General features: G+C 59.7%; 22 protein-coding genes. 13 read left to right on the forward strand and 9 right to left on the reverse strand.

The window, feature by feature from the left end:
• Nucleotide 1: 1 nt before the first annotated feature.
• From ACLEIV_RS03385 to ACLEIV_RS03400, 4 genes are all read left to right on the forward strand, one after another.
• A complete protein-coding gene (locus ACLEIV_RS03385; protein ID WP_410455248.1) occupies nt 2–376 on the forward strand; it encodes a DUF1850 domain-containing protein in 375 nt (124 codons plus the stop codon).
• A 59-nt stretch (nt 377–435) separates the two neighbouring features.
• Nucleotides 436–2,133 carry an ATP-binding protein gene (locus ACLEIV_RS03390; protein WP_410455249.1) on the forward strand — a complete coding sequence of 566 codons (1,698 nt, stop codon included), beginning with the start codon at nt 436–438 and terminating at the stop codon, nt 2,131–2,133.
• Nucleotides 2,126–3,445 (forward strand): sigma-54-dependent transcriptional regulator, encoded by a 1,320-nt coding sequence (locus tag ACLEIV_RS03395; RefSeq protein WP_410455250.1) that lies wholly within the window; start codon nt 2,126–2,128, stop codon nt 3,443–3,445. The genes ACLEIV_RS03390 and ACLEIV_RS03395 overlap by 8 nt, the downstream gene beginning before the upstream one ends.
• 132 nt (nt 3,446–3,577) lie before the next feature.
• Nucleotides 3,578–5,095 (forward strand): GGDEF domain-containing protein, encoded by a 1,518-nt coding sequence (locus ACLEIV_RS03400; RefSeq protein ID WP_410455251.1) that lies wholly within the window; start codon nt 3,578–3,580, stop codon nt 5,093–5,095.
• Here ACLEIV_RS03400 and ACLEIV_RS03405 read toward each other — a convergent pair.
• The gene (locus ACLEIV_RS03405) at nt 5,074–5,817 is read right to left on the reverse strand and encodes a DUF3108 domain-containing protein (protein ID WP_410455252.1); all 744 of its coding nucleotides are present in this window, start codon (nt 5,815–5,817) and stop codon (nt 5,074–5,076) included. The two genes, ACLEIV_RS03400 and ACLEIV_RS03405, sit on opposite strands and share 22 nt — an antisense overlap.
• A 367-nt stretch (nt 5,818–6,184) precedes the next feature.
• Here ACLEIV_RS03405 and ACLEIV_RS03410 point away from each other — a divergent pair, with 367 nt between their 5' ends.
• Nucleotides 6,185–6,811, forward strand: coding sequence for a response regulator (locus ACLEIV_RS03410; RefSeq protein WP_410455253.1), 627 nt, complete (start codon nt 6,185–6,187; stop codon nt 6,809–6,811).
• A 66-nt stretch (nt 6,812–6,877) separates the two neighbouring features.
• Here the strand turns inward: ACLEIV_RS03410 and ACLEIV_RS03415 are convergent, their stop codons facing one another.
• Both ACLEIV_RS03415 and ACLEIV_RS03420 read right to left on the reverse strand, forming a co-directional pair.
• Nucleotides 6,878–10,360 carry a NahK/ErcS family hybrid sensor histidine kinase/response regulator gene (locus tag ACLEIV_RS03415; RefSeq protein WP_410455388.1) on the reverse strand — a complete coding sequence of 1,161 codons (3,483 nt, stop codon included), beginning with the start codon at nt 10,358–10,360 and terminating at the stop codon, nt 6,878–6,880.
• Complete coding sequence (locus ACLEIV_RS03420) at nt 10,357–11,502, reverse strand: 3-phenylpropionate MFS transporter (RefSeq protein WP_410455254.1); 1,146 nt, start codon at nt 11,500–11,502, stop codon at nt 10,357–10,359. Before ACLEIV_RS03420 ends, ACLEIV_RS03415 begins: the two co-directional genes overlap by 4 nt.
• An 86-nt stretch (nt 11,503–11,588) precedes the next feature.
• Here ACLEIV_RS03420 and ACLEIV_RS03425 point away from each other — a divergent pair, with 86 nt between their 5' ends.
• From ACLEIV_RS03425 to ACLEIV_RS03440, 4 genes are all read left to right on the forward strand, one after another.
• The gene (locus tag ACLEIV_RS03425) at nt 11,589–12,488 is read left to right on the forward strand and encodes a ChaN family lipoprotein (RefSeq protein WP_410455255.1); all 900 of its coding nucleotides are present in this window, start codon (nt 11,589–11,591) and stop codon (nt 12,486–12,488) included.
• A 99-nt stretch (nt 12,489–12,587) separates the two neighbouring features.
• Nucleotides 12,588–12,920, forward strand: coding sequence for an SMR family transporter (locus tag ACLEIV_RS03430; RefSeq protein WP_410455256.1), 333 nt, complete (start codon nt 12,588–12,590; stop codon nt 12,918–12,920).
• A 17-nt stretch (nt 12,921–12,937) separates the two neighbouring features.
• Nucleotides 12,938–13,669 carry a glycerophosphoryl diester phosphodiesterase gene (locus ACLEIV_RS03435; RefSeq protein WP_410455257.1) on the forward strand — a complete coding sequence of 244 codons (732 nt, stop codon included), beginning with the start codon at nt 12,938–12,940 and terminating at the stop codon, nt 13,667–13,669.
• Between the two features lie 124 nt (nt 13,670–13,793).
• Complete coding sequence (locus ACLEIV_RS03440) at nt 13,794–15,110, forward strand: DEAD/DEAH box helicase (protein WP_410455258.1); 1,317 nt, start codon at nt 13,794–13,796, stop codon at nt 15,108–15,110.
• A 384-nt stretch (nt 15,111–15,494) separates the two neighbouring features.
• On the opposite strand, the gene ACLEIV_RS03445 is transcribed toward ACLEIV_RS03440, so the two are convergent.
• The gene (locus tag ACLEIV_RS03445) at nt 15,495–16,409 is read right to left on the reverse strand and encodes a LysR family transcriptional regulator (RefSeq protein ID WP_410455259.1); all 915 of its coding nucleotides are present in this window, start codon (nt 16,407–16,409) and stop codon (nt 15,495–15,497) included.
• 107 nt (nt 16,410–16,516) lie between these two features.
• On the opposite strand from ACLEIV_RS03445, the gene ACLEIV_RS03450 reads away from it, so the two are divergent.
• The 3 genes from ACLEIV_RS03450 to grxB are packed head-to-tail and all read left to right on the forward strand — an operon-like array spanning nt 16,517 to nt 19,001.
• Complete coding sequence (locus ACLEIV_RS03450) at nt 16,517–17,185, forward strand: SDR family oxidoreductase (RefSeq protein ID WP_410455260.1); 669 nt, start codon at nt 16,517–16,519, stop codon at nt 17,183–17,185.
• 18 nt (nt 17,186–17,203) lie between these two features.
• Complete coding sequence (locus ACLEIV_RS03455; RefSeq protein WP_410455261.1) at nt 17,204–18,331, forward strand: alkene reductase; 1,128 nt, start codon at nt 17,204–17,206, stop codon at nt 18,329–18,331.
• Nucleotides 18,332–18,365: 34 nt separating this feature from the next.
• Entirely contained in the window at nt 18,366–19,001 is a 636-nt protein-coding gene (grxB, locus tag ACLEIV_RS03460; RefSeq protein WP_410455262.1) for a glutaredoxin 2, read from the forward strand.
• 186 nt (nt 19,002–19,187) lie between these two features.
• Here grxB and ACLEIV_RS03465 read toward each other — a convergent pair whose 3' ends face one another.
• Nucleotides 19,188–20,348 (reverse strand): benzoate/H(+) symporter BenE family transporter, encoded by a 1,161-nt coding sequence (locus ACLEIV_RS03465; protein ID WP_410455263.1) that lies wholly within the window; start codon nt 20,346–20,348, stop codon nt 19,188–19,190.
• A gap of 124 nt (nt 20,349–20,472) precedes the next feature.
• Here ACLEIV_RS03465 and ACLEIV_RS03470 point away from each other — a divergent pair, with 124 nt between their 5' ends.
• Entirely contained in the window at nt 20,473–21,048 is a 576-nt protein-coding gene (locus tag ACLEIV_RS03470; protein ID WP_410455264.1) for a helix-turn-helix domain-containing protein, read from the forward strand.
• Nucleotides 21,049–21,244: 196 nt separating this feature from the next.
• Here ACLEIV_RS03470 and ACLEIV_RS03475 read toward each other — a convergent pair whose 3' ends face one another.
• The 4 genes from ACLEIV_RS03475 to ACLEIV_RS03490 all read right to left on the reverse strand — a co-directional run bounded on the left by ACLEIV_RS03475 (nt 21,245) and on the right by ACLEIV_RS03490 (nt 24,875).
• Nucleotides 21,245–21,682 carry a CBS domain-containing protein gene (locus ACLEIV_RS03475; RefSeq protein ID WP_410455265.1) on the reverse strand — a complete coding sequence of 146 codons (438 nt, stop codon included), beginning with the start codon at nt 21,680–21,682 and terminating at the stop codon, nt 21,245–21,247.
• A gap of 141 nt (nt 21,683–21,823) precedes the next feature.
• Nucleotides 21,824–22,360, reverse strand: a complete 537-nt coding sequence (hutZ, locus tag ACLEIV_RS03480) for a heme utilization protein HutZ (RefSeq protein WP_410455266.1) — start codon at nt 22,358–22,360, stop codon at nt 21,824–21,826.
• Nucleotides 22,353–22,856, reverse strand: a complete 504-nt coding sequence (gene hutX / locus ACLEIV_RS03485; RefSeq protein ID WP_410455267.1) for a heme utilization cystosolic carrier protein HutX — start codon at nt 22,854–22,856, stop codon at nt 22,353–22,355. The genes hutZ and hutX overlap by 8 nt, the downstream gene beginning before the upstream one ends.
• An 18-nt stretch (nt 22,857–22,874) precedes the next feature.
• On the reverse strand, nt 22,875–24,875 hold the full coding sequence (locus ACLEIV_RS03490; RefSeq protein WP_410455268.1) for a TonB-dependent hemoglobin/transferrin/lactoferrin family receptor: 2,001 nt from the start codon (nt 24,873–24,875) through the stop codon (nt 22,875–22,877).
• Nucleotides 24,876–24,931: the final 56 nt, after the last annotated feature.

A 24,931-nucleotide genomic window follows, 5' to 3' on the forward strand; every position in this document is an offset into this window, starting at 1 on the left:
TATGCTGTGTCTGGCTTCCGCCGCCACCACTGTGATGCTGCTGACCGGCGGCATCACCCTGAGCTGGGATCATTCGGTGGAAAAAACGCGCTGGCAGGAACATTATCGAGTAACCAACAACCAGTTGCACCTGGTGGAAGCCGGCGTGCAAGGCGCGGGGGCCGGCATGGAGCCGCCCCCCGGCGCTCGACTGGAGCGGGGCGCCTGGCGCTGGCAACCGGATCTCTGGCTGGAACAGCTTACCCTTGCCAGCTCCGAGTTTACCGGGGATTATACCCTGTGCCTGGATTCGGGATTGTGCCGACCGCTCGGCCACTGGCTGCCGCCCGGGCACAGCGTTACCCTGACTCCCTGTGATACCCCGGAGGTCCACTGAAGTCCCCATCGCTCAAAAAACATCTGCTCTGGCTGTTCGGCCTCCTGCTGTTCAGCCTGTTGCTGATCTGGATCTGGCTTGGCAGTTGGCAGCGTCAGATAGCCGAACAGGAACTCCGGGCCCAGCAGCAACTGCAGGTGTACCGGGCCACTCTCGTGTCGGAAATAGCCCGCTTCGAAAACATACCCCGCGCCCTGCAGTCCCATCCGGTGCTGACCCGGGTTCTGTCCCGTCCCGACGATGCCGATGTCATCATCCGAGCCAATCGGTTGCTGGAACAACTTGCCGCCGATACCGGGGTAGAGACGCTTTATCTGATGAACGCTCGGGGCACGGTGCTGGCGGCCAGTAACTGGCGCCAGCCTCATTCCTTTATCGGCCAGAACTATGGCTTCCGGCCCTATTTTCACGATGCCCTGCGGGGGAGCTTCGGCGAATTTTACGGCGTCGGCGCCACCACCCGTATTCCCGGGTATTTCTTCGGCCTGCAACTGAACCATGAAGAAAGTGACAGAGGGGTACTGGCAGCCAAAATTACCCTGCTGGAACTGGAAAAAAGCTGGCAACCTACCAGAGACCTGGTAATGGTGGTGGATCCGGATCAGGTGGTCGCCCTCGCCTCCCGCACCGAACTCAAGTTCAAAACCCTGACGCCGCTCAGCCCGGAGGCCCGGCAACGCCTGGACCGCACCCGCCAATATGCGCCCATGCCGCTGGCAGCTCTGGCGGTCGACAACAGGAATGGTCATCCAACCTGGCAGGACAAGCGGTATCGGGTAAGCCAGCTTGACCTGCCCCGGCGGCAATGGCGACTGCAACTGTGGTGGCCAAGCCGGCCGCTGATGGTGAATGCCACCCTGGTGACGGCGGTGGCCGGGTTCAGCATTATCGCCATGACCCTGTTGCTGCTCTACTGGCGCCAGCGGCGGCGATACATACAGGTTCAGCTCAAGGCCAAAAACGAGCTGGAGTACAAGGTAATGGAACGCACCTCGGCCCTGGCCATCTCCAACCGGCAGCTGGAGCGGCAGGTGGAAGAACGCTTTCAGGCCGAAGCCCGGCTCAGATCCATGCAGCATGAACTGATCCACATCAACCGGCTGGCGGCGCTGGGGCAAATGGCCGCCAGCGTGGCCCACGAAGTAAATCAGCCACTCACAGCCCTGAAAAACCAGTCGGCCAATACCCTGATCCTGGCTCAAAGGAGCATGTATCCTCAGGTCGAAGAAAGCCTGAATACCATGGTCCGGCTGGTCGACCGTATCGCCCGCCTGACCTCACAGCTGAAGTTGTTTGCCGCTACCCGACGCAAGACCAGCGGCCTCTGCCGGCTCGACGAGGCGCTGGACAATGTACTGAGCTGGTTGGCGCCACGGCTGGACGAACAGCAGATCCGGCTGGTAAGAACGCCGGCTGCAGAGCTGATGCTACCCATGGAGCTGCACGCCCTGGAGCAGGTACTGGCCAACCTGATCGGCAACAGCCTGGATGCCCTGAACGGCCGGGAAGAGGCCAGCATCACCCTGGAAGCAGGCGATGACTTTCTTTGTTTGTGGGATAATGGTCCCGGTATTGCCCCGCCTCTGCTGGACAAGGTGACGGAACCGTTTTTTTCCACCAAGGAAGCGGGTCAGGGACTCGGATTGGGACTCGCCATCGTCCGGGATCTGGTGGAAGCCAGCGACGGACGGCTGGACATCGCCGACTCCCCGTCGGGCGGTGCCCGCTTTACCCTTAACTGGAGCCAAGATGAATAACACTGACATTGAAGTCTGGCTGGTAGAAGACGACGACGATGTTCGCCAAAGCCTGCTGCAAACCCTGCAACTCTCGGACCTGACGGCTCGCGGCTTTGCCCGGGCCGAACAGGCGTTGCAAGCCCTGCCGCCGGAAGCCCCCGTGGTGGTCCTGTCCGACGTTCGCATGCCGGGCATGGATGGCATTACGCTGCTGCAGCAACTTCAGCGCCGGGATGCCGAACTGCCGGTACTGCTGCTCACCGGTCATGGCGACATCCCCATGGCGGTGGCCGCCATACATCAGGGGGCCCAGGACTTTTTCGAAAAGCCCTTCGAGCCGGAGCAACTGTTGCACTGCCTGCGCCGGGCCATCGACAAACGCGCCCTGGTACTGGAAAATCGCCGGCTGCGCCGCCAGCTGGCAGAGGGCAGAGGCCAGTCCCTGCTGCTGGGGCAAGCCCCGCAGATAGAACTGCTTCGCCGCCAGATAGACAACATCGCCGATACCTCGGCCTCGGTGCTGATTTTGGGTGAAACCGGCACCGGCAAGGAAATGGTGGCCCGCAGCCTGCATCAGGGCAGCGGACGCAAGGGCAACCTGGTCGCGGTCAACTGTACCGCCCTGCCCGAGTCCATTTTTGAAAGCGAAATGTTCGGGGCCGAACCCGGTGCCTATACCGGTGTCACCAAGCGGCGCATCGGCAAGATAGAACACGCCGACGGCGGCACCCTGTTCCTCGACGAAATAGAAGGAATGCCCCTCAACCTGCAGGCCAAGATGCTGCGGGTCTTGCAGGAGTCGGTACTGGAGCGGTTGGGAGGCAACAAGTTGATCCCGGTGGATGCCCGGCTGGTGGCCGCCACCAAGGTAGACCTGAAAACCGCCAGCGATGCCGGACTGTTCAGGGCAGATCTCTATTTTCGCCTGAATGTGGTGACCCTGGCCCTGCCCCCCCTGCGAGAACGTCGCGAGGACATTTCACTGCTGTTCCTGCATTTTGTCGAACAGGCCAGACAACGATACAACCGAGACGTACCGCCACCCAGCTCCTCCCTGATGCAGGAGTTGCTCAACCGGGACTGGCCCGGCAATGTGCGTGAACTGCGCCACCACGCCGAACAATATGTACTGGGAGTACTGCCGACGGCCCCGACAATACCCGAGCTGACTCTGCCGCATCAGTTATCCCGGCTCGAGCAACAATTGATCGAGGCCGCCATGAAACAGGCAGAGGATAATGTCGCTCTGGCTGCCGAGCACCTGGGTATCCCCCGCAAAACCCTGTACGACAAGCTGGCCAGATACAAATACCCCAGGGGCGCAGACTAGCAGCTCCAACTCGCTCTCCTGCATCTGCTACTGACAACAATTCGGCGAAAACCGCCGTCAGCCGGTGTTTCTCGACTAGTATAAAATGCACTCATCAAAATAACCTGGCCCAGAGACCATGCAGGTACATGGATGAAACTGCCCAATATATCTCGCTGGCTACCACAGGATCATTACTCGTTTGTCGCCACCTCATTGCTGCTGGTGGCACTGGCGCTGTCGAGCTGGTTTATCAGCCGGCACTGGATAGATCTACATATTCAAAGCCAGTTACAGGTGCTGAAGCTGCAGAGCACTCAGGCCACCGCCGCCGCAATTGAACATTTGCAACTGGACAGCCAGCACGCCAGAGAAATTGCCCAGACCCTGTCATCCTTATCCAGCCTGCGGCTCTTCCTGAAAAATGCCCGTCACGGCCCCCCCCTGCAGGCGGATCTGGATCAGTTCGGCAAAGCCTTCAACCTCGGTGGTATCTGGCTGCTCGACCGGCAGGGAAAAATACTGGCCCAAAGTACCGACAGCCAGCCCCCACCGGCATTTGACCGCTATACCGACGGCAAGCGCCCCCTGTCTCGGCTGATCTTCGACCCCGAGCAACAGCAGGCCAGGATCTATCACGCCACCCCGGTCACGGAGAGTGGCTCCGTGACCCTGTTGCTCTGCGCCAACCTGCATCCCATCAACCTTAGATCATATCGCATCGAGCTGCTGGTGACCGATAGCAACGGCATCATTTCGCTGGCGGATAACCCCGACTGGCTGCGGCATTCGCTCGGCCAGCCGCCAGTTGTACCCTCGGCGTCAGCGCAGCCCGGCCCCTTGCCGACACGTATCAGCCCGTTGCAACCCGAAGTGTTGTTGCTCGGTCCACAACATCAACCGGTACTGCTTGTCAGCCACGCCAGCAATAGCGGAGACTATCAGGTCCATGCCCTCGCCGATGCCGAGCCCATTTATCGTCAGGCCCGGGAAAAAGACACTCTGGCGGCCGTCATTACCCTGGCAAGCACCGGCTCGCTGTGGGGCGGGGTTCTCACCATACTGACCCTGAAGCGCAGACGGCGACATCATCTGGCCATGGCTCGGGCCAATGATGAACTGCTGTGCCTGAACCGACAGCTAAAACAACTGGCCACCACCGATGCGCTGACCCAATGCCCGAACCGGCGCGCCGCCGAAACCCGGGTGAAGTATGAACAGGCCAAGCTGCAGCGTTACCACCATCCTTTCTGTATCGTGATGCTCGATATCGACTTCTTCAAGCGTATCAACGATCAGCATGGTCACGACATCGGCGATCAGGTGTTGCGCCACTTTGCCCTCATCGGCCGCCAGACGATAAGAGATACCGATGTGCTGGCGCGCATCGGCGGTGAGGAGTTTTTACTGATATTGCCGGAAACTGCGTTTGAGCAAGCCATACAATTGGCCCAGCGTCTGCTCGATACCCTGGCCGCCACACCACTGTACCTGACCGACAGAACCATCTGCTTTACCTTCAGTGGCGGCCTGGCCGAGGCCACCACTGAAGACAACATCAGCCAGTTACTCATCCGTGCCGACCAGGCCTTGTATCAGGCCAAAGAGCAGGGGCGCTGCCAGATCTGCAGCGCCTCCTTGCCACGGCCTCAGTCCGTGGCCGCGGGCTGAACCGAATGCACTGCCAGCCTGTCCGGCTTGTCCACCAGCGTATAGCTGAGCTTGTCCAGCGTGACAGTGACCGCCAGCTGGCGATTCTCTTCATGGCTGATCTGCACCAACTGGTAATCCAGCTCCGGCGCCACCCAGAAGCGGGTTTTGCGCTTGCTGTTGCCTCTGTCCCGCTCCACGATCAGGCTGTCGAAGGCACCGATACCGGTTGTAACCACTTCCCTGCCCACCACCTTGAAGGTAGTCAGCTTGATTTCGCCGTCCCGCACGACCGGATAGGTCAGGGTGGTCTTGCCGGCCATCAGATCACAACGCGCCTCGAAGAAGAAGCTGACCGAATCAAAGGCTCCGCCCTCGGTCGACAGCAGCTTGTCGCCATCCTTGCCCTGATAGAGCACCATGCTGGTCTGGGGATCGAACACCAAGCGCTCTTCCCGCCGGATCCCCAGCGCCTTGGCCTTGTAGCTGAAAGTTTCCGGCCGGGCGGTGCAGTCCTGCCAGTTGAAGCTGGCTTTCTGCTCAACATCCAGCAGCCAGTGAGCCAGAGAGAAATGCACATGGTAGCGGTCTTTATTTCTATCTATGGTCAGGGTATTCACCCCCCGGGTCGGATCGCCATTCAGCAATACGGAAAACTCGGCCTTAAGATGGTCAATATCCTTGGCCACAGCAGCCCCGGTAGCCATCAGGCCACAGAGGGTCAACAGGACTTTTTTAAACATTTGGCTTTCCTCATTCAGTGTTCTGCCTGAACATCCGGCAACGTCTGCGCCAACCATACACCAATCAATCCCGGTAAAGAAAACACCTGACTCACCGCCAGGTTGGATGACAGTGCCGGCAGCATGCTCTGGGCCCCGCCACCAGCAGCACCCACCCCATCAGGGTATTATTGCCCGACACACAATCGATGCGCCGGTTTCCGCCGGCCGGCTTCGGGGATGGGCTGACCGAGTGGCATAGCATCCCCTGTATCACGAAAATCACCACACGCAGTTCTCAGACCGAAGCCGAGGCCCTATCATAATAGGGCAAAACAATGGGCGTAGTTTCCATTGCCTCCCCACAGACACAGGATTCAGATACGACATGGAAACGGGCTACCGCATTATTATTGCCGATGACCACCCCTTGTTTCGCAACGCCCTGCATCAGGCGGTTGAACTGGCCATCACCGGAGCCCGCCTGCAGGAAGTCGACAGTATCGATAATCTGATGCGGCTGCTGGGTGAAGTCGACGAAGTCGATCTGCTGCTGCTGGATCTCAAGATGCCCGGCGCCAGCGGTTTTTCCGGCCTGGCACTGCTGCGCAACCAGTATCCGGAGCTGCCGGTGGTGGTGGTCTCTGCCAGCGAAGAGCCGACGGTGGTGGTGCAGGCCATGCGCTTCGGTGCCATGGGGTTTATCCCCAAGTCCACCCCCATGCGCACCCTGGTCAGCGCCCTCAACACCATTCTCGGAGGCGATCCCTGGTTTCCCGAGGGGATAAGCCTGGATCACGCCCCCGAAAACGACATTGCCGAGCGCCTGGCCAGCCTGACGCCGCAGCAATTCAAGGTGTTGACCATGCTGTCCGAAGGCATGCTCAACAAGCAAATCGCCTACGAGCTGGCGGTATCGGAAGCCACCATCAAGGCTCACGTCACCGCCATCTTCCGCAAGCTGAATGTAAAGAACCGCACCCAGGCGGTCATCGCCCTGTCACAAAGCGAGTAAAAGACAGCCTTACACCTGCACTCTTGGTCAGCGCCGGTCAAAGGGCCACTATGCCCGCCTCACCTCTTAAAGCAGATGCTGCAGCAGCGCCCGCAGTTTCAGCGGTTTCAACGGCTTGCTGAGATAACTCAGCCCCCTTTGCTGCAACTCGGCCTGCAATTCCGGCTGCCGGTCGGCACTGATCACCACGGTGGGCACCGGCTCGAACTCCCGGCGCAGCGCCTCAATCAGCGCGACCCCGGTTTCCCCTTCATCCAGATGGTAATCCGACAGTATGATCTGCGGCTCGAAGCCATCGCGGTAATACCGATGCGCTTCGGCGCCGTTCAGGGCCAGTTTTACCTCGCACCCCCAGCGCGTCAGCAGACCCGACATGGCGATGAGAATATCGGTGTCGTTGTCGATACACAACACCCTCACCCCCGCCATCCGACTGCGACTGCTGGCCGGCAACGGTGATAGCAATGGATCTTCCTGCTCGCCCCCCGATACCGCTCGGGGCACTGTGACGCTGAACACCGAGCCCCGGCCTTCGGTGGAGCATACCGCCAGCCGGTGGCCCAGCATCACCGCCAGCCCCTGGGAGATGGCCAGCCCCAGCCCCAACCCTTGTTGATGATGGCGCTGGCCATGCTCCAGACGCATGAATTCGTCAAAAATCACTTCCTGTTTATCGGAGGCGATACCGGGCCCGTTGTCCCACACCTCGATACGTAGCTCATCGCCTCGCTCTGCATCATGGCAGCGACGCAACCCCAGTAAAATGCGCCCGCCCGGGTTATAGCGCAGGGCATTGGTGAGAAAATTCTGCAGAATACGGCGCAACAGCCGAGCGTCACTGTGTACACCGAGACCGGAAGACACCACATCGAAACGGCCGCCGTCCTGTTCGGCCAATACCCCGAACTCGGCCTTGAGGGTATCGAACAGCTTGTTGAGCGCGAAATCTTCGGGCCGGGCCGTCAGCTTGCCCGACTCCAGACGCGACATGTCGAGCAGGTCGCCGATAAGATCCTCTGCCGCCACCAGAGAGCGGTCTATGTGCCCCGCCAGCCGGCGGCTTTCATCATCGCCCGAGGTTTCCAGCCAGGAGGAGGCAAACAACTTGGCTGCATTCAGCGGCTGCATCAGATCATGGCTTACCGCCGCCAGAAAACGGCTTTTGGAAGCACTGATCCTTTCGGCCTCATGGGTTGCCGCCAGTAACTGCCGGTTGACCGTCGACAACTCCCGAGTGCGTTCGGCCACCCGGGCCTCCAGCACCACATTGGCGTCTTTGAGCAACTGCTCCGCCTGACGGAAGGTGGTGATGTCGTTGAAGGTCATCACGAAACCGCCACCGGGCATGGGGTTTCCCTGTACTTCGATCACCCGGCCATCGGGCCGGGTACGGGCAGACACATGGGCGCTGCCGGCTTTCATGTGATTCACCCGCCGGGCCACATGCTCGTCTATCGTGCCGGGGCCGCAAAGGCCCCGCTCTGCATTATGGCGAATGATATCGGCGATCGGACGCCCCACCTGAATAAGCCCCGGCGGATAGGAAAACAGTTCGATATAACGCCGATTCCAGGCTACCAGGTTCAACTCCTTGTCCACCACCGAAATGCCCTGACCGATATGCTCGATGGCCCCCTGCAACAGACCCCGGTTAAAGCGGAACACATCGCCGGCTTCATCGACAATGGCGGCCAGCTCGTCCAGCTCCATGGAGCGGCCCTGCAGTACCGATGACAACACCAGGCGTGCCGACGAGGCACCGAACACCCCGGCCAGCACCCGCTCGGTATGGCGGATCAGACTGGCCGGCGCCTGCATGCTCCCCTCCAGGGTACCCTGCTCGCCGGCATAGCGGGAAAAGGCCCGGCTGACTCTCGCCTCGCCCACAAAGCGGGAAGCCAGTTGTTCCAGCTCCTGTACCGACACCTTGGCCCGATAGACATCGCCGTCATCCCTGCTCTGCCGGCCGACAAAGGCCGCCGCCTGAAAGCGTTCGCTGACCGACGACACCGACAACCAGGAGCCCAGCAGATAGGCGGCGAGGTTGAACACCAGGCTCAGCAAGATACCCCAGGTGACCGGGCTCATCTCGCCCACCGCGCCCCAGGCGGGTGGCGTCAGCAACCAGAGCAGAAAGTTGGTGTCGGCGTCACCGGCAAAGAGCCCGGTTGCGGCCATCAGGTTCAGCAGCCACATCACCATACCGAGACTCAGGCCCCAGTAGGCCCCGCGCCGGTTACCGCCGCGCCACAGCAGCCCCAGCACCAGAGCCGGAATAAACTGGGCGATGGCGGCGAAGCTCAGATAGCCAATCCGGGACAGGCTGTCGATGTCTTCCAGCCACAGAAATACCAGCCAGGCGGTGGCCATGATCACGATAATGGCGGTACGGCGCACCTTGAGCAGCAGCTGGGCAAAATCATTGAAATCGGCGCCCTGCAGCTGTCGACGACGCAGTATCATCGGCAGCACCAGATCGTTGCTGACCATGATAGCCAGCGCTATGGTGGAAATAATCATCATGCCGGTGGCCGCCGAGGCGCCGCCGATAAAGGCCAGTACCGCCAGTCCCGGCTGCTCCAGTGCCAGCGGCAGGCTGATGACATAGGTATCGGGCGAGGTATCGGCGGCCAGCCACTGCTGTCCGGCCAGCGCCAGCGGCAACACGAACAGGCCCATCAGCAGCAGATAGACCGGAAACAAGCGGCGCGCCCAGCGCAAATCCGCCGGATCGTGGTTTTCCACTACCGTGACATGAAACTGGCGCGGCAAACAGATGATGGCGCTCATCGATAACAGGGTATAAACCCCCATGTCGAGCAGATTGGCACCGGTCACCTGGGTGAAGTTGCCGATAAAATCCTCGGTAACCATCATTCGCTGCTGGTTCGGATAAGCCAGGATCAGCCAGAGCGCGAAGCCACCCACCACGATAAAGGCCACCAGCTTGACCAGGGATTCCACCGCAATCGCCACCATAACGCCACGCTGATGTTCGGTGGCGTCGATATGGCGGGTGCCGAACAGCAGAATAAAGAGGGTAAACAACAGGGTAACCATAAAGGCCACCTCGCTCGCCCCTCGACCGCCACCGCCGACCACGTCCGGCGCCATCAGGTTCAGTCCCATGACGATGGCCTTGAGCTGCAGGGCTATGTAAGGCAAGACCCCCACGATGGCGATCAGGGTGACATAGACCGCCAGCCGCTGAGACTTGCCGTAACGGGCGGCAATAAAGTCGGCGATGGAGGTAATGTGCTCGCGCTTGGCCACCTCGATAAGCCTCGCTACAAAGGGACCGGCCAGGGTGAAGATGATGATGGGGCCGAGATAAATCGAGAAATAGGACCAGGTATCGGTGCTGGCCTGCCCCACAGTGCCGAAGAAGCTCCAGGAAGAGCAATACACCGCCAGAGAAAAACTGTACAGCAGGGGGCGCAGGCGCCGGGCGCCCGCCCCCATCCGCACCTTGTCACCCAGCCAGGCACAGATAAAGAGTACCGCCAGATAAGCCAGCGCAATATTAATGACGGTCCAGCCCTGCATCAGGCCTCCTGTGGTAATGAACTCAGCGGTTTCTTCAGCAACCAGAACGCCGGCAGCACGGTTGCCGCCATCAGCCAGTAAATCTGGCCGCCGAGCGATGGGTACCATTGGCCACACAGCACCAGCAGCAAGGCCACCGTCAATCCCATCGCAATAGCGGCATACAGCGCCTGGGCACCGAACACAGCCCCACCGCCCAGATCCCGACTGATATAGCGCATGGCTCCCAGATGACTCAGGCAAAAACTGCCCGCATGCAGCAACTGGGCCAGCATCAGCCAGCCCAACTCGGTCGTTGCGCCCAGCATGCTCCAGCGCAGCAGGGAACAGGCGGCCCCGGCCAGCAACAGCTGACGGGCATCGAAGCGCTCAAACCATCGCTTGTTCATGGCCAGCACCACAATTTCGGCCAGCACCCCCAGCCCCCACAGATAGCCGATGGTCGTGGTGCTGTAGCCCTTCTGCTGCCAGTGCAGCGCGCTGAAACCATAGTAAAAGGCATGGCTGCCCTGCAGCAACGACACTATCAGCAGAAAACGCCGCATGCCGGGACGACGCCACACCTGAAGGATCGAGTCACCCTGCCCACTCAGCCGACTGTCGACCGGAGCAGGACTCATGGGCAACCAGCTCAGCACCAACAGCAACCCCAGCGACAACACCATGGCATGCAGGACCCACTGAGGCCCCAGGTTGTTGCTCAGGCTGCCCACCACCAGGTTGGCGGCAATAAAGGCCACCGCCCCCCAGAGCCGGGACTTGCCATAATCCAGGTGCACCTGCACTATCAGGCGACTGGCAATGGCTTCCCCCACCGGCATCAGGGTCGGGTAAATCAGGCTCACCAGCACCATCAGCACCACCAGCGCCAGGCTCGACTGGCCGCCGTAAAAACAGGCAAAGCCCAGCAGGCTCAACAGGCTCAGCCAACGCACCGCCGGCAGCAAATGGCCGGCAGCTCGAATGCGGCTCATGATGCCGAGATTGCCGATGCAACGCGCCGCCATGCCCAGCCCGAGCAGGATCCCGATAAAACCGGCGTCGGCACCGACATGGCTGAGCCACAAGGCCCAGAAAGGCAGGAAGGTGCCGTAGCCAAAATAATAAATGGCAAAAAATAATGAAAGCCAGAATGCAGGCGCCATGTCCGGTACGAGTTATGGAATAATGCGGCCTATGATAATAACTTTATGAATTAATTGCTGTGTTCTGATTGAACCAAGGTGGTTTCATGCGTCTGTTCCTGTTGTTGACCCTCTTTCTGCTCGGCGGCTGCCAGACCGACGCCCGCCCCCCGACCACCCTGTTCGATTACCGGCTGTACGACCCGACGGGACAAGCGCTGTCTATTGCCCAGACCGCCCGGCAGCTCGACACCGCCGATGTGATCATGGTCGGCGAGCTGCACGGGCATCCGGGCATTCACCGTTTTCAGGCCGAACTGCTGGCCCGCTTGTTGCGCCAGCCACGCCCGCTGGCGCTGGCCATGGAGCAGTTCAGCCGGGACCATCAAGCCACGCTGAACGCCTACCTGGCGGGAAAACTGGGTGAAGATGCCTTTATCGAGCAGAGCCACGCCTGGCCCGGCTATCGCAGCGACTACCGGCCACTGGTCGAACTGGCACGCCAGGCCCAGATTCCGGTATTGGCGGCCAATGCCCCCCGCCACCTGGTGCGTTGCATCGCCAGCAAAGGCCCCGCCTACCTCGACCAGCTGCCGGCAGAACAGCGCGGCTGGGTAGCCGGGCAGCTGACCCTGAGCGACGACGCCTACAAGACGCACTTTATGGCCACTCGCCATCACGGCCAGGCCCCCACCGAATTCCAGTTTGCCGCCCAGACCGGCTGGGATGACACCATGGCCGAGAGCATAAACCGCTATCTGCAGGCTCATCCCGGGCACCGGGTGATGCTGACGGTAGGCCGCTTTCATATCGGTGACGGCCTAGGCACCGCCCGGCGCCTGCAACAACGGGCCCCCGGGCTGAAGATAGTCCTCATTTATCCGGTGACCACGGGTGAAACGCCGCCCAGAGCCCCCTTGTGGTCGTTGAAGGTTGGCTCCCTGCCCGCCGCCCGGCTGGACAAGGAACCCTTGCCGTCCTTCCGTCTCGGCACGCCCGACTGCTGAATGGCCGGTACCACCACAAAAAAGAAGCCTGATGATCTTGCTTTGATCTTCCGGCCTTAATCGGGCACATTGCCTGCCGTATCTGCCACGGAGTCTCCATTGAACGCCTATCTGTTACTGACCATGGCCATCGTTGCCGAAGTCATTGCCACCACGGCACTCAAGGCATCACACGGCTTCAGCCGTCTCGGACCCAGCCTGCTGGTGGTCACCGGCTATGGCACCGCCTTCTGGTTGCTGGGGCTGGTGATGAACACGGTGCCGGTGGGCATTGCCTACGCCATCTGGTCCGGTGCCGGTATCGTACTGGTAACCCTGCTGGCGGTGCTGTTTTACCGGCAGATCCCGGACTTGCCGGCGCTGCTCGGCATGGGGCTCATCATCGCCGGGGTGGCGGTGATCCAGCTGTGGTCCGGAAGCAGTGGCCACTGAAGGATAAGGAGAATGTCATGATCTTGTGCGGACATAGGGGCGTGGCCAGCCTGGCCCCGGAAAATACCCTGGCCGGGCTGCGCGAGGCCCACCGGCTGGGTCTTGAATGGGTGGAAATCGACGTTCAGCTGACCCGAGACGAGCAGGTGGTGGTTGCCCACGACGAAAAGGTCAACCGCTGCACCAACGGCAAGGGGTGGCTGCGCCAATTCGACCGGGATGAACTGAGCCGACTCGATGCAGGCAGCTGGTTTGCTCCGACTTTTGCCGATGAACGCATACCACTACTGCAGGATTACCTCGCCCTCGCCGCCAGGCTCGGCATTCACGTCAATATCGAACTCAAGCTCTACCCTGAAGATGATGCCGAACGGCTGTGCCGCCGGGTCAGTGAGGTCATGACACAAGGCGCCTTCGACCAGAACATGCTGCTGTTTTCCAGCTTCGAGCCCGACTGCCTGCGCCAACTGCGGGTGTTGCAACCGGATATCGACCGCGCCCTGCTGGTGGAACGCATCCCCGACGACTGGCAAACCCAACTACAGCAGCTGAAATGTACCAGCCTGAACTGCCACCACCGCCATCTGAGCCGTGCCCGGGCCGAAGCCATCAAGGCGGCAGGTTACCGGCTGAACTGTTATACCGTCAACCACACGAGCAAGGCTGCTACCCTTGCCGCCTGGGGTGTAGACATGATCTTCACCGACACGCCCCAGGATTACCTGACCACTGGCTCACGTCCGTGCTGAGTGCCAACCCCGCCTCCGTACGCCTTTGTTATAGCCTGCAGCGCTTTTCTGTTATCATGACGGCAGTTTGCCCACCGGCAATGCCTCTCAATCGTCCGCCAGGACCTTATTTGTTCGGAGTCTCATGTCTTTTGCTTCCCTCGGCCTGAACGCCCAGCTCGTTCAAGCCATTAATGAATGTGGTTATACAGAGCCGACCCCCATCCAGACCCAGGCTATTCCGCTGGTGCTTAAAGGTGGTGATCTGCTCGCCGGCGCTCAGACCGGCACCGGCAAGACCGCCGGCTTCGGCCTGCCCATGCTGCAGCGCCTGAGCGAAACCAGGGCCAAGCCGCTGGCCAATGGCCGTGCCCCGGTGCGCGCCCTGGTGCTGACCCCCACCCGTGAGCTGGCCGCTCAGGTAGAAGAAAACCTGCGGGCCTACGCCAAGCATTCGGATCTGACCACCCTGGCCATGTTCGGTGGCGTCAGCATCAACCCGCAGATGAAGGCGCTGGGCCGCAAGGTAGACATAGTGGTCGCCACCCCGGGCCGTCTGCTGGACCACGTTTCCCAACGCTCCATCGACCTGTCCCGGATCGAAATGCTGGTGCTGGACGAAGCGGACCGCATGCTCGACATGGGCTTTATCCGCGATATTCGCCGTATTATTGCCAAGATGCCGGCCAAGCGGCAGAACCTGCTGTTTTCCGCCACTTTCTCCAACGAGATCAAGCAACTGGCCCAAGATCTGCTTCACGAGCCGGAACACATCGAAGTGGCCACCCGCAATGCCACCGCCGACACCATAGCCCAGCGTTTTTACGGCGTGGACAAGAACCGCAAGCGCGCCCTGCTCAGCTACCTGATTGGCCACAACAACTGGCAACAGGTACTGGTGTTCACCCGCACCAAGCACGGCGCCAACCGCCTGGCGATGCAGCTCGACAAAGACGGCCTGCCGGCCATGGCTATTCACGGTGACAAGAGTCAGGGCGCCCGTACCCGTGCCCTGAGCCAGTTCAAGGAAGGCAAGCTGCGCGTACTGGTAGCCACCGATATCGCCGCCCGTGGCATCGACATCAGCGAGCTGCCCCACGTGGTCAACTACGAGCTGCCCCATGTGGCGGAAGACTATGTGCACCGTATCGGTCGTACCGGTCGTGCCGGTATTAAAGGCGAAGCCCTGTCTCTGGTGTGCTTTGAAGAAAAGCCGCTGCTCAAGGCCATCGAAAAACTGATCAAACAAAGCGCCGAACTGGAAATCCTGCCCGGTTACGAGCCGCTGCCAGACAGCCAGCAGCCGCCCATCGAAAAACCCGGCGCCAACAGCCGGGGCCGTGGTAATGGCGGTAGAGGCAACGGCGCTGGCCGCGGCCAGAACCCGCGCAACGCCAACAACAAGGCACCGCGCAGCAACAGGCCGAACCAGCCCCAACGCCACGGCCGTCACGACGGCTAAAACCAAAACCCCGGCATTCGCCGGGGTTATTTTTATCACCCTGGATATTATTGATTTTTTTACTCTTTTTGACGTGGCTATAACCTCGTCTCCTGCCTTACGTCCCCCCCAGTCGAGTTTCGCCACAACCCAATCAGCTGCCCCGATGTGGCCGATGTCATCAAGACTTGGCTCTGATACCTGATCGCCGGATACGTCAGATTCTCGATCGTGACCTGTTGGACAAACTCCGCGATCGAAGCCTCATCCCGCTGATAAATCAGGAGGCCCAGATGTTAGAGGGACTAGCCAGGTCCTTTAGCAAATCATAATCCCCCGCCCAGTATGAGTCTCCAGCCCCCATAAGGATCCAGCTGCCTCCCTCGCTTTTCAGCGGCACTTCTCTCAGTACCTGGCAAAATAATCCAGACTAAAATCGATAAACGCCCGGGTCCGGGCCGGCAAATACAGCCTGGCCGGGTAAATCAGAGACAGATCCGCTCCGTCCGTAACTCCAAGCACGAAATCTTGCAGATAGTCTTGCAAAATCACCACCAGCCGTCCGGATTCGGCATCCTTCTCCACATCGACCCAGGATTTCAGGGCAATGCCATGCCCGTCTATCGCCCAGCGCTTGATCACCTCACCATCATTGGATAACCGGCCCGGTTGTATTGTCAGGTGTTGCTTGTCTTGGCCGGTAGAGAAGGTCCAGCGAGTCAGTTGCTCCCCTGCCCGGATCAGCCCCAGGCACTGATGCTGGTGCAGATCTTCCGGCACTGTGGGTTTACCATGGCGTTCAAGATACCCCGGTGAGGCACAGAGCACCCGGCGGCTGATACGCAACCGGCGCGACACCAGCTGGCTGTCATCCAGGTGACCATAACGAAACACCACGTCCAAACGGCTGTCATGGATCGGTAAAATATCATCACTGAGGATCAAATGAGGCACCAGCTCTGGGTGCCGGTCCAGAAACAAATCCAGCATCGGCGCAATGACATTCTTCCCCAGATCACGCGGCGCCGAGATGCGCAGGTTGCCCCGTAAGACATCCTGCTGGCTCATCATCTGGTTCTCCATCTCGGCAATATTCTTCAGGGTTGCTTTGCTCAGCTGATAGAACTGCTCCCCTTCATCGGTCAGACGCACGGTGCGGGTCGTCCGGTTGAGCAGTTTGACGCCGTAGTGGTTTTCCAACGCCTTGAGTTTGGTCGACACCGATGCCGGCGAGGTATTGAGGTGTTTGGCCGCCGCAGCCATGCCGTTGTGCTCAACAATCGCTGCGAACAGGGCCATATTGGCCAGTTTATTCATCATCTCCCTCTTATTATTTATATATTTTAAATAATAAATTCAGTTTCGACCAGATTATCCCCGCCCCTTCTTCCGCTATTGTTTCTCCAACAGCACAAGGGAACCCCATCATGAAATCAGTTAAAGAACAAAAAATCATTATCATTGGTGGTAATTCGGGGATTGGAAAAGCACTCGCGGTCTCCGCTGAGCATCTCGGTTACTCGGTCGTCACCGCCAGCCGTCAGACCGGCCTGGATATGACTGATCCCGACTCGCTAATTAGCTTTTTTGAACAATATGCGCCATTTGATCACTTGGTGATCACCGCCGGCTCCGCCGCACCGGGCGGACCATTTCGCGACCTGGCGCTTCAGGCACTTCAGCAAGGCGTCACCACCAAGCTCTGGGGCACCCTGACCGCCGTCAAAACCGCCCTGGACTTCATCAACCCACACGGCTCAATCACCCTGACCTCCGGGGTTGTGGCACACAAGGCAGTGGCAGGCACCAGTCCGAAAACCCTGATCAATGCCGCGCTGGAGGGCGTGCTAAAACCTCTGGCGCTGGAGCTCGCGCCCCTGCGTCTCAACATGATTAGTCCGGGCCTGACAGACACCGCAGCCTATCAGCATCTGGCGCCCGAAGCGCGCGCAAGCCTGTTTGACAATGCGGCTGCAAAACACCCTCTAGGCCGGATCGCCACCGCCCATGACGTCGCGCAGGGCTACCTGTTCGCAATTGAAAACCCGAGCCTGACTGGCGCCAGCCTGCACATCGATGCCGGCGGCAAGCTTTAATTTTTTGGAGACACCGACATGACGACACCTACTACCCCGACACTTTTTGCCCCAACGAGCCTACAGGGGTTACCCCTGGCCAATAAAGTGGTGATGGCCCCGATGACCCGCGCCCGGACCTCCCAACCGGGGAACGTCCCCAATGTGATGATGGCAAACTATTATGCCCAACGCGCTAGTGCCGGTTTGATCATCACCGAAGCGACCCAGATTTCAGACGACAGCCAGGGCTACTCATTCACCCCCGGCGTTTACACCCCGGAGCAGGTTACCGGCTGGCAGCAAGTGACCCGGGCAGTTCACGCTCAGGGTGGTCGGATCTTCAACCAGCTCTGGCATGTCGGCCGAGTCTCCCACCCGACCTTCCAGAACGGCAAAGCACCGATGGCGCCCTCAGCTATCAAACCGGTCGAAACTCAGGTTTGGATTGCCGACGAAGAGGGTCAGGGACAAATGGTGGACTGCATTGAGCCCCGGGAAATGACTCAAGCCGACATTCGACGCGTAGTAACTGATTTTGCCCGGGCGGCCCGCCAGGCGATGGCTGCCGGCTTTGACGGAGTGGAAATCCACGGCGGCAACGGCTACCTGATTGACCAATTCCTGCGAACCAACTCCAACGTTCGCAACGATGCATACGGCGGCAGCCGTGACAACCGGATGCGGTTCTTGCTCGAAGTCGTGGATGCCGTGATTGACGCCATCGGGGCGGATAAAGTCGGTGTGCGTCTGGCACCGTTTGTTACCTTTAAAGACATGGACTGCCCGGACATTGTGCCAATAATTTTGGAAAGTGCCCGACATCTGCAGGCCCGGAACGTGGCTTATCTGCACCTGTCGGAAGCCGACTGGGATGATGCGCCAACCATTCCGCTTTCGTTCCGCCAGGCATTACGGGCCGTTTTCACCAATACCATCATCGTCGCCGGGCGTTATGACACGGGGCGTGCCGAGCAAATACTGACGCAAGGCCTGGCAGATCTGGTGGCCTTCGGCAGACCCTTTATTGCCAACCCGGATCTCGTAACCCGGCTTAAGCACCAGAACCCATTGGCAGGTCTTGACCCAAGCACCCTGTTTGGCGGCACGGAAAAAGGCTATAGCAATTACCCAACTTACAGCGAATCATCTCAGCTAACTGTCTGAGCCATTAATTGAACTCAATCATCAGGAATATTGAATGAAACTCTATATCTATGAGCATTGCCCTTTTTGCGCTCGGGTCCGATACATCGCCGGGCGCCTTGGGGTTGCTCTGGACATTGAAGTCCTTGCCTACCATGACGAAGCCACCCCGGTCCGCTTGGTGGGTAAGAAAATCGTCCCGATCCTGCAGCTCGACGATGGCCGACTGATGACAGAGAGCCTGGAAATCATCGAGATGCTGATCAAACTGCACTTCCAGGCACCCGCGGAGCTTACGCCATCCTCCGCCGTGCTGGCGTGGCAACGTAATGCGTTGCCCCTGCTGCAGAAAATAGGTTATCCACGATGGCATCACCTGGCCCTGAAAGAGTTTGCCGCCGCGCAAAGCCGCACCAGCTGGCAGGCACGCAAAGAGACCTCCGAGCTCAATTTTCTTGCCCTGATAGCCAATACGACCAGCATCGTCGGCGAGCTGGAAGTACTGCTGGAACAGACCATCGCATTACTCTCCGACGCCGACAGCCAGCAGCCACTGGCCCTGCTCGACAATGCGATTATCTACTCCATCCTGCGCGGCTATGCCTGCGAGCCGTCAATCAGCTGGCCGCCCGCCTTGCACCGCTGGCTCAAGCAGAGCGCACAGCTGAGCTGCGTCCCACTGGTAGTCTGAGCCGGAACCGTCGCCAAACAATAACGCCCCCGGTGTTAAACTATTCAACACCGGGGGCGCCACGCAAGCCTCTCCAAAAGCTCGCTGACTCTTCTGGCAGGATAGAGGCTGAGTATTCTGGCATTACGTAGCTGTAAAATACTGCTTGAAAAATGTAGTAAATACATCACCGGGGTGGCCGGCTTTTTAGTGTCGATGCCGTCGGTTCAGCCAGTGCACGCCGCCGCCGATCACCAGTCCCCAGAAGGCACTGCCGATACCGAGCAACGCCACGCCCGAGGCGGTGATCATGAAGGTCAACAGCGCTGCGTCACGCTCCTGCTCATTCGCCATCGCCACCGTCAGGCTGTTGCCTATAGTGCCGAGCAGCGCCAGGCCGGCGATGGCCATCACCAGCTCTGTCGGCAAGGCGCTGAACAGTCCGACCACGGTGGCGCCAAACAGCCCCATCAGCAGATAAAATACCCCGGCCCATACCGCCGCCTTGTAGCGCCGACCCGGATTGGCGTCCACCTCCTTACCCATGCAAATCGCCGCGCTGATCGCCGCCAGATTAAGGGCAAACCCACCGAAGGGCGCCAGCAAGAGGCCGCTGAATCCTGTCCAGCCGATCAGCGGTGATGCGGGAGTATGATAACCGTGGGCACGCAGCACGGCGATGCCCGGCACGTTCTGCGAGGCCATGGTCACCATGAACAAGGGCAGTCCGATACCCAGCAGGCCGGTGAGGGAAAAGCTCGGCATCATCAGCACCGGCCGGGCCAGCTGCCACTCGAAGCCGTCAAACCGCAGCAACCCCTCCCCCCCGGCGACCACCAGCCCTGCCAGCAGGCTGAGCGGTATCACATAGCGCGGCCAGCGCCGGCGCAGGGCCAGATAGGTCGCCAACATGGCCGCGACCAACCAGGGTTGGGTCTGGGCCGAGGCAAAGAGATCCAGACCGAAATTCAGCAAGACGCCGCCCAGCATGGCCGCCGCCAGTCCCGCTGGCATCAGCCGCATGATTTTGTCAAACCAGCCGGTCACCCCGCACAGCAGGATCAGGCCTGAGCTGAACAGGAAGATACCGATGGCCTCGCTCATCGGTACCCCGGCCAGGGCGGTCACCAGCAGCGCCGCCCCCGGCGTCGACCAGGCGGTGAGTATCGGCTCCCGGTAACGCAGGGAAAACCAGATGCTGGTGACCCCCGCCCCCAGGCCCAGGGCCCACATCCAGGAGCCGATCTCGACCTGGCTGGCGCCTGCCGCCGCCGCCGCCTGAAAGATAATGGCCGCCGAGCTGGTATAGCCAACCAGCACGGCGATAAAACCGGCAGAAAGATGGGAAAGACCGATGACAGCGCGCATATCACGTATCCTTGCGTGAGAGAGGTGTACGTTATAACGCACACCTCAGGGAGCGCCATGCTAGCAAAGGTATGCTATAACGCACAACAGCATCAGTAAGGAAAAATCAGTCAGGAGAAATCCCATGCAGGAGCCGAATAAGTACCTTGCCACTCGTCTGCGAACCCTGCGTAAAGAGCGGGGCTGGAGCCTGGACCGGTGCGCCGGTGAAACCGGGGTCAGCAAGGCCATGCTGGGACAGATAGAACGCGGCGAGTCCAGCCCCACCATCGCCACCCTGTGGAAGATCGCCGGCGGCTTTCATACCTCGTTGTCCGACTTTCTGGAGCCGACACCCGCTCCTCACCCCGGTCCACTCTACCGACAGGCAGATACGCTGCGCCGGCAACCGGCCGGTGACGGCATCCTGGTGGCACCGCTGTTTCCCTTCGAAGACAGATTTGGCTTCGAGATGCTGGAGCTGACCCTGCTGCCCGGCTATGAACGCCGGTCCGACCCACACGACAGCGGTGTCATCGAGCACGTTATAGTACAGCGAGGAGAAATGGAGCTGTTACTGGAAGGCCGGTGGCAACCGCTGGTTCCGGGTACGGCGGTGCGTTTTCACGCCGACCGGCCTCACGGTTATCGCAACCCGGGCCCTACGCCTGCCGTGTTTTACAACCTGATCCATTACCCCGCCCGCAAGCCTGACACCTGACCGCCAGCTATACCTATTACATCAAGGAGAGCTCCGCCGGCCCTCTGAACACCATGGATGGCGGGAATGCCTGGACGGCAGGAGTACTTCCCGGCCGAGCCCCCTCGGATGGGTTACGGCGAGCCGGCGGAGCTGGCCCTCTGTACGATTGTTTCGCTCGAACTTAAAATACAAACCGATCACTTACGCCTCATCGCTATGCGTTACGTTCCTTGAGCAGCTCGGCACACAGGCGCACAAAGTCGGAAGACGTCACTATGCCCGTCAGACGCTGCTCACTATCCACCACCGTCAGGCAGCCATGCTTGTTCTTCAGAAAAAACGACACCACTTCGGTGAGCGGTGCCTTGACGTCCACGCTTTCGACATCGGGATCGATAATCTCCACCACCCGACACTGACGTTCACGCCGTTCCAACGCGCTGACGCCATAATCCGACAACAGACTCATCACGGTGGCGATCATCCGTTTCTGGGTCAGTACTCCCAACAGTTTGCCGGTCAGCTTGTCTACCACGGGAATATGACGGATGCTTTTTCCCCGCATCAGATCATGCGCATCTTTCAGGGTGGCGGCCTGGTCCAGGGTGAGTAAATCGCGAGCCATGATATCGCCAACAGTAGTTGCAGCCATGAATTGTCCTTCCTTGTTTGTCCGATGAATCACTTCACAATATGTATTATGTGTGACATAGAGCCGGTATGGTTGCAAACACAAAAGAGAAAGCCCGGCAAGTTCGGTGACTTTCCGGGCTTTTTCTACTTTCTGAAATTCTTACTCGGCGGTAGCGACCGGCCTGTGTCCATCGGTCAGGTGCAGTACATCCACCAGATCGTCGCCACTGACGGCAAAGGCCTGGCCGAAGCCCTTGACGAACAACCCCTTGATGGGCACCAGCCGGAACAGATGAAAATCCGTCAGTCCGCTGAGTCCGGACACGGTATCACCAAAACGGGTATGCAACGCATCTATGCCGGCCTGCCACTCGGGGGTGCCAGGCGCTACCCGCTCGGGCCGGGCGTCGAAGGTCAGACGCTTGCGGGCAAACAAAGTGCGGCTGCTCTGCTCGTCTTCCACCATCATCAACGACACCTTGGGGTTGGCCAGCAGGTTTCTGGTATGACGGGCCAGCTCGCTGATCAGGATGTAATAGCCGTCTTCCCGCAGGGCGAAAGGGGCATAGCTGACGTTGGGGTCACCCTCGGTATCCACGGTCGCCAGTACCAGGGTATACATCTGATCGCGAAATTCGCGAATTTCCGGCGCCAGCCGCCCCTGCAGTCGAGCCTGCTTTTCTACTTTATCAACCATGTTGTAATTCCTTCAGTTCGTGAAAGGCGGTGATCTGCTCGGGGAAGAGTGCACCCTTTTCGTCCCGGCCCAGATAAATCTTGAAAATACAGCGACCGTCGGCACCAAAAAACACCATGGCATGGGCTTCCTTACCCCGGTGTGGCTTACTCTGCAGGGCCAGATGACGGATGGCATCCAGCTTGAGGTGGCCGTGCAGCTGGCCCGGCTCGCCGAACAGGTTGTAATAACCGTGACCGAGCCGGCCTCTTGGCAGGCTGGCCTTGACCTCAAATATCGAGCCGGCTACTTCCATGATAGTGGTTACCGGCCCCCACTCCGCCACCCGCTCCAGCACGGTCTGGGCGTGTCGGCCATCCAGCAGACAAACCATCTCTTGCGGCAGGCAGCACATGAGTTCCCACTCACTGACCGACAGTCGTTTGGCCATGTCGACCGGACGCAGTGCCGGCTCCGCCGCCAGCAGCTCGCGCACCTGTGTTGTCAGTTCGGACATGCTTATCTACTCCTCAACTTAAAACCGGTAGAGCGCATTCAGTTTGATGTTGCGCCCGGGCTCATACAATTCGTTAAATGCCCGACGATAGTAACTGTCGGTCAGGTTATCGACTACCAGACCCAGTTCCAGTCCGTCAACGGCGCCACGACCGTACCAACGGGCGCCCAGATCCAGCAGGGTGTAACCGTCGTACCGCTCGCTGTTGTTTTCACCCTCGAAACTCACCGAGTCGGTATACGTCATTCTGGCACCCAGTTTCAGCTGGTTATCCCACAGCCAGTAACCGGCACTGGCCACCCATTTGTCGGCCGGAATACCTTCCAGCGCCCGATCACTTTTCTTGTCTTTGCCTCGGGTCCGGCCGTAGGACAGTCCCAGACTCAGATCCTGCCAGTCGTAATCGATGGTCAGCTCGCCGCCTTTCAGCTCGGCATCGTTGACGTTGTTGTACGTCGTTTCAAATCGGCTGACCTGCTGCTCGATAAAGTCCTCGACGTCGTTCTCGAACAGGCTGGCGCCGAGTTTCAGGCTGTCGTCTTCCGCCATTACCCCATCAAATGCGGCCCGGGCGATCAGTTCCTTGTTGCTGGCCGTTTCCGGGCGCAACTCCGGGTTGGGTACGAAGATATTCGATCCCATCGGCCCCATGGAAAAGTGGGTGCCAGAGGTGTAAAGCTCTTCACTGGTGGGAGCGCGAAAGGCCTCGTCGTAGCGGGCAATCAACTGCAACCAGTCGGTCGCCTGCCAACTCAGTGCCAACGACCTCGATAACTCGCTCTCGCTGCGTCTGGAGTCGTCGAGGTTTTCAGCTTCGGTCTGAAAATGGTCGTAACGCAGCGCCGGGCTCAGGACCCAGGCTTCGGCCAGCGGCAAGTCCGCCTGCACGAAGCCGCCCACTACCTCGGTGCGGCCGTCCGCCGGGGCTGGCCGGCTGGCTCCTTCCCGGTGGCCCTGGCTCTTGTCCTGAAAAGCATCGACTCCATAAGTCAGCTTGCCCCAGTCCAGCTTCGAGCGGTTAACCAGGTTCAGGCCCAGGGTGCGATATTGAGTGCTGTCATGCTGTTGTTTGGCAATGCGAAATTCATCCGCCTCGGTTTTGTTACGGTACAGGGTCACGTCCAGATCAACCAGCTCGGACTCGGGATTGAGCTGATAACCCAATACCGTGCTGCCGTCGCTGGACTCACGGTCGATCAGCGGGCTGCTGGAGCCGACATTGGTGGCCGGGTTACCGGGCACCGAGCCGATGGTTTTGCTGTAACGGTGGCTCAGGGTCAGTCGCCGAGACTCGTCCAGCTGCCAACCCAGCTTGATCATGCCGCCAGTGCCTCGCTCGCTCGAATTGGCCAGACTCTCGTCATTACCCAGACGGGTGTCATTCTGATCCTGGTAATAGCCGTTTATCAGCATATCGACTTGTTCGTTAAGCTGCCCATAGAGTGCGGCGCTGGTGCTGTTTCTATCGGCTGCACTACCGACACCCTGCTTCACATAGCCGCCCAGCAGTTGGCCGGGTTTAAGCATATCCCGCGCATCACGGGTCGTTTGAGCCACCACGCCACCGATGGCACCACTCCCCCACAGGCTGCTGGCCGGGCCCTTGATTACGTCGATCTGTTCCAGCAATTCCGGATCCAGCTGGTAGGTACCGCGGTGACCGGAGTTGAAGTTCTGGCGGGAACCATCCACCAGTTGCAGGACCCGGCCCCCCGTCAAACCACGGATGATCGGCTGCTGGTTGCTGCCACGGGGACCACCGCCCACCTCGATGTTGGGTTGGTATTCAAGCGCATCGGCCACCGAATACGGTTGCTGTTCGTCCAGCTGCTGACGAGTCACCAGAGCCACGCTGCGCTTGCTCTGAACCAGACTGGTGTTGTCCCGGCTGGCCTGGACCAGTACCTCATCCAGCTGACTGGTATCGGTGGCGTAAGCCGGCGACAGCAAGGCGCCCCATACCGCCAGCGCCAGTACGCTGCAGCGGGTTACACAAGCTTGGTTCGGATGGTTCTGCACTTGTTATTCTCCCTGAAAATGAGAGCCGCAGGCTAATCCAACAACCATACAAATGC

It is taken from the genome of Oceanisphaera submarina, assembly GCF_046521305.1.
Classification (GTDB): domain Bacteria; phylum Pseudomonadota; class Gammaproteobacteria; order Enterobacterales; family Aeromonadaceae; genus Oceanimonas; species Oceanimonas submarina.

What these genes read in the sequence shown, in the direction of transcription:
- ACLEIV_RS03425 (WP_410455255.1), top strand. Translation starts at nt 11,589, where the DNA reads ATGCGTCTGTTCCTGTTGTTGACCCTCTTTCTGCTCGGCGGCTGCCAG.
- hutZ (WP_410455266.1), bottom strand. Translation starts at nt 22,360, where the DNA reads ATGGTTGATAAAGTAGAAAAGCAGGCTCGACTGCAGGGGCGGCTGGCG.
- ACLEIV_RS03435 (WP_410455257.1), top strand. Translation starts at nt 12,938, where the DNA reads ATGATCTTGTGCGGACATAGGGGCGTGGCCAGCCTGGCCCCGGAAAAT.
- ACLEIV_RS03395 (WP_410455250.1), top strand. Translation starts at nt 2,126, where the DNA reads ATGAATAACACTGACATTGAAGTCTGGCTGGTAGAAGACGACGACGAT.
- ACLEIV_RS03455 (WP_410455261.1), top strand. Translation starts at nt 17,204, where the DNA reads ATGACGACACCTACTACCCCGACACTTTTTGCCCCAACGAGCCTACAG.
- hutX (WP_410455267.1), bottom strand. Translation starts at nt 22,856, where the DNA reads ATGTCCGAACTGACAACACAGGTGCGCGAGCTGCTGGCGGCGGAGCCG.
- ACLEIV_RS03400 (WP_410455251.1), top strand. Translation starts at nt 3,578, where the DNA reads ATGAAACTGCCCAATATATCTCGCTGGCTACCACAGGATCATTACTCG.
- ACLEIV_RS03475 (WP_410455265.1), bottom strand. Translation starts at nt 21,682, where the DNA reads ATGGCTGCAACTACTGTTGGCGATATCATGGCTCGCGATTTACTCACC.
- ACLEIV_RS03470 (WP_410455264.1), top strand. Translation starts at nt 20,473, where the DNA reads ATGCAGGAGCCGAATAAGTACCTTGCCACTCGTCTGCGAACCCTGCGT.
- ACLEIV_RS03450 (WP_410455260.1), top strand. Translation starts at nt 16,517, where the DNA reads ATGAAATCAGTTAAAGAACAAAAAATCATTATCATTGGTGGTAATTCG.
- ACLEIV_RS03420 (WP_410455254.1), bottom strand. Translation starts at nt 11,502, where the DNA reads ATGGCGCCTGCATTCTGGCTTTCATTATTTTTTGCCATTTATTATTTT.
- ACLEIV_RS03440 (WP_410455258.1), top strand. Translation starts at nt 13,794, where the DNA reads ATGTCTTTTGCTTCCCTCGGCCTGAACGCCCAGCTCGTTCAAGCCATT.
- ACLEIV_RS03410 (WP_410455253.1), top strand. Translation starts at nt 6,185, where the DNA reads ATGGAAACGGGCTACCGCATTATTATTGCCGATGACCACCCCTTGTTT.
- grxB (WP_410455262.1), top strand. Translation starts at nt 18,366, where the DNA reads ATGAAACTCTATATCTATGAGCATTGCCCTTTTTGCGCTCGGGTCCGA.
- ACLEIV_RS03465 (WP_410455263.1), bottom strand. Translation starts at nt 20,348, where the DNA reads ATGCGCGCTGTCATCGGTCTTTCCCATCTTTCTGCCGGTTTTATCGCC.
- ACLEIV_RS03445 (WP_410455259.1), bottom strand. Translation starts at nt 16,409, where the DNA reads ATGATGAATAAACTGGCCAATATGGCCCTGTTCGCAGCGATTGTTGAG.
- ACLEIV_RS03405 (WP_410455252.1), bottom strand. Translation starts at nt 5,817, where the DNA reads ATGTTTAAAAAAGTCCTGTTGACCCTCTGTGGCCTGATGGCTACCGGG.
- ACLEIV_RS03385 (WP_410455248.1), top strand. Translation starts at nt 2, where the DNA reads ATGCTGTGTCTGGCTTCCGCCGCCACCACTGTGATGCTGCTGACCGGC.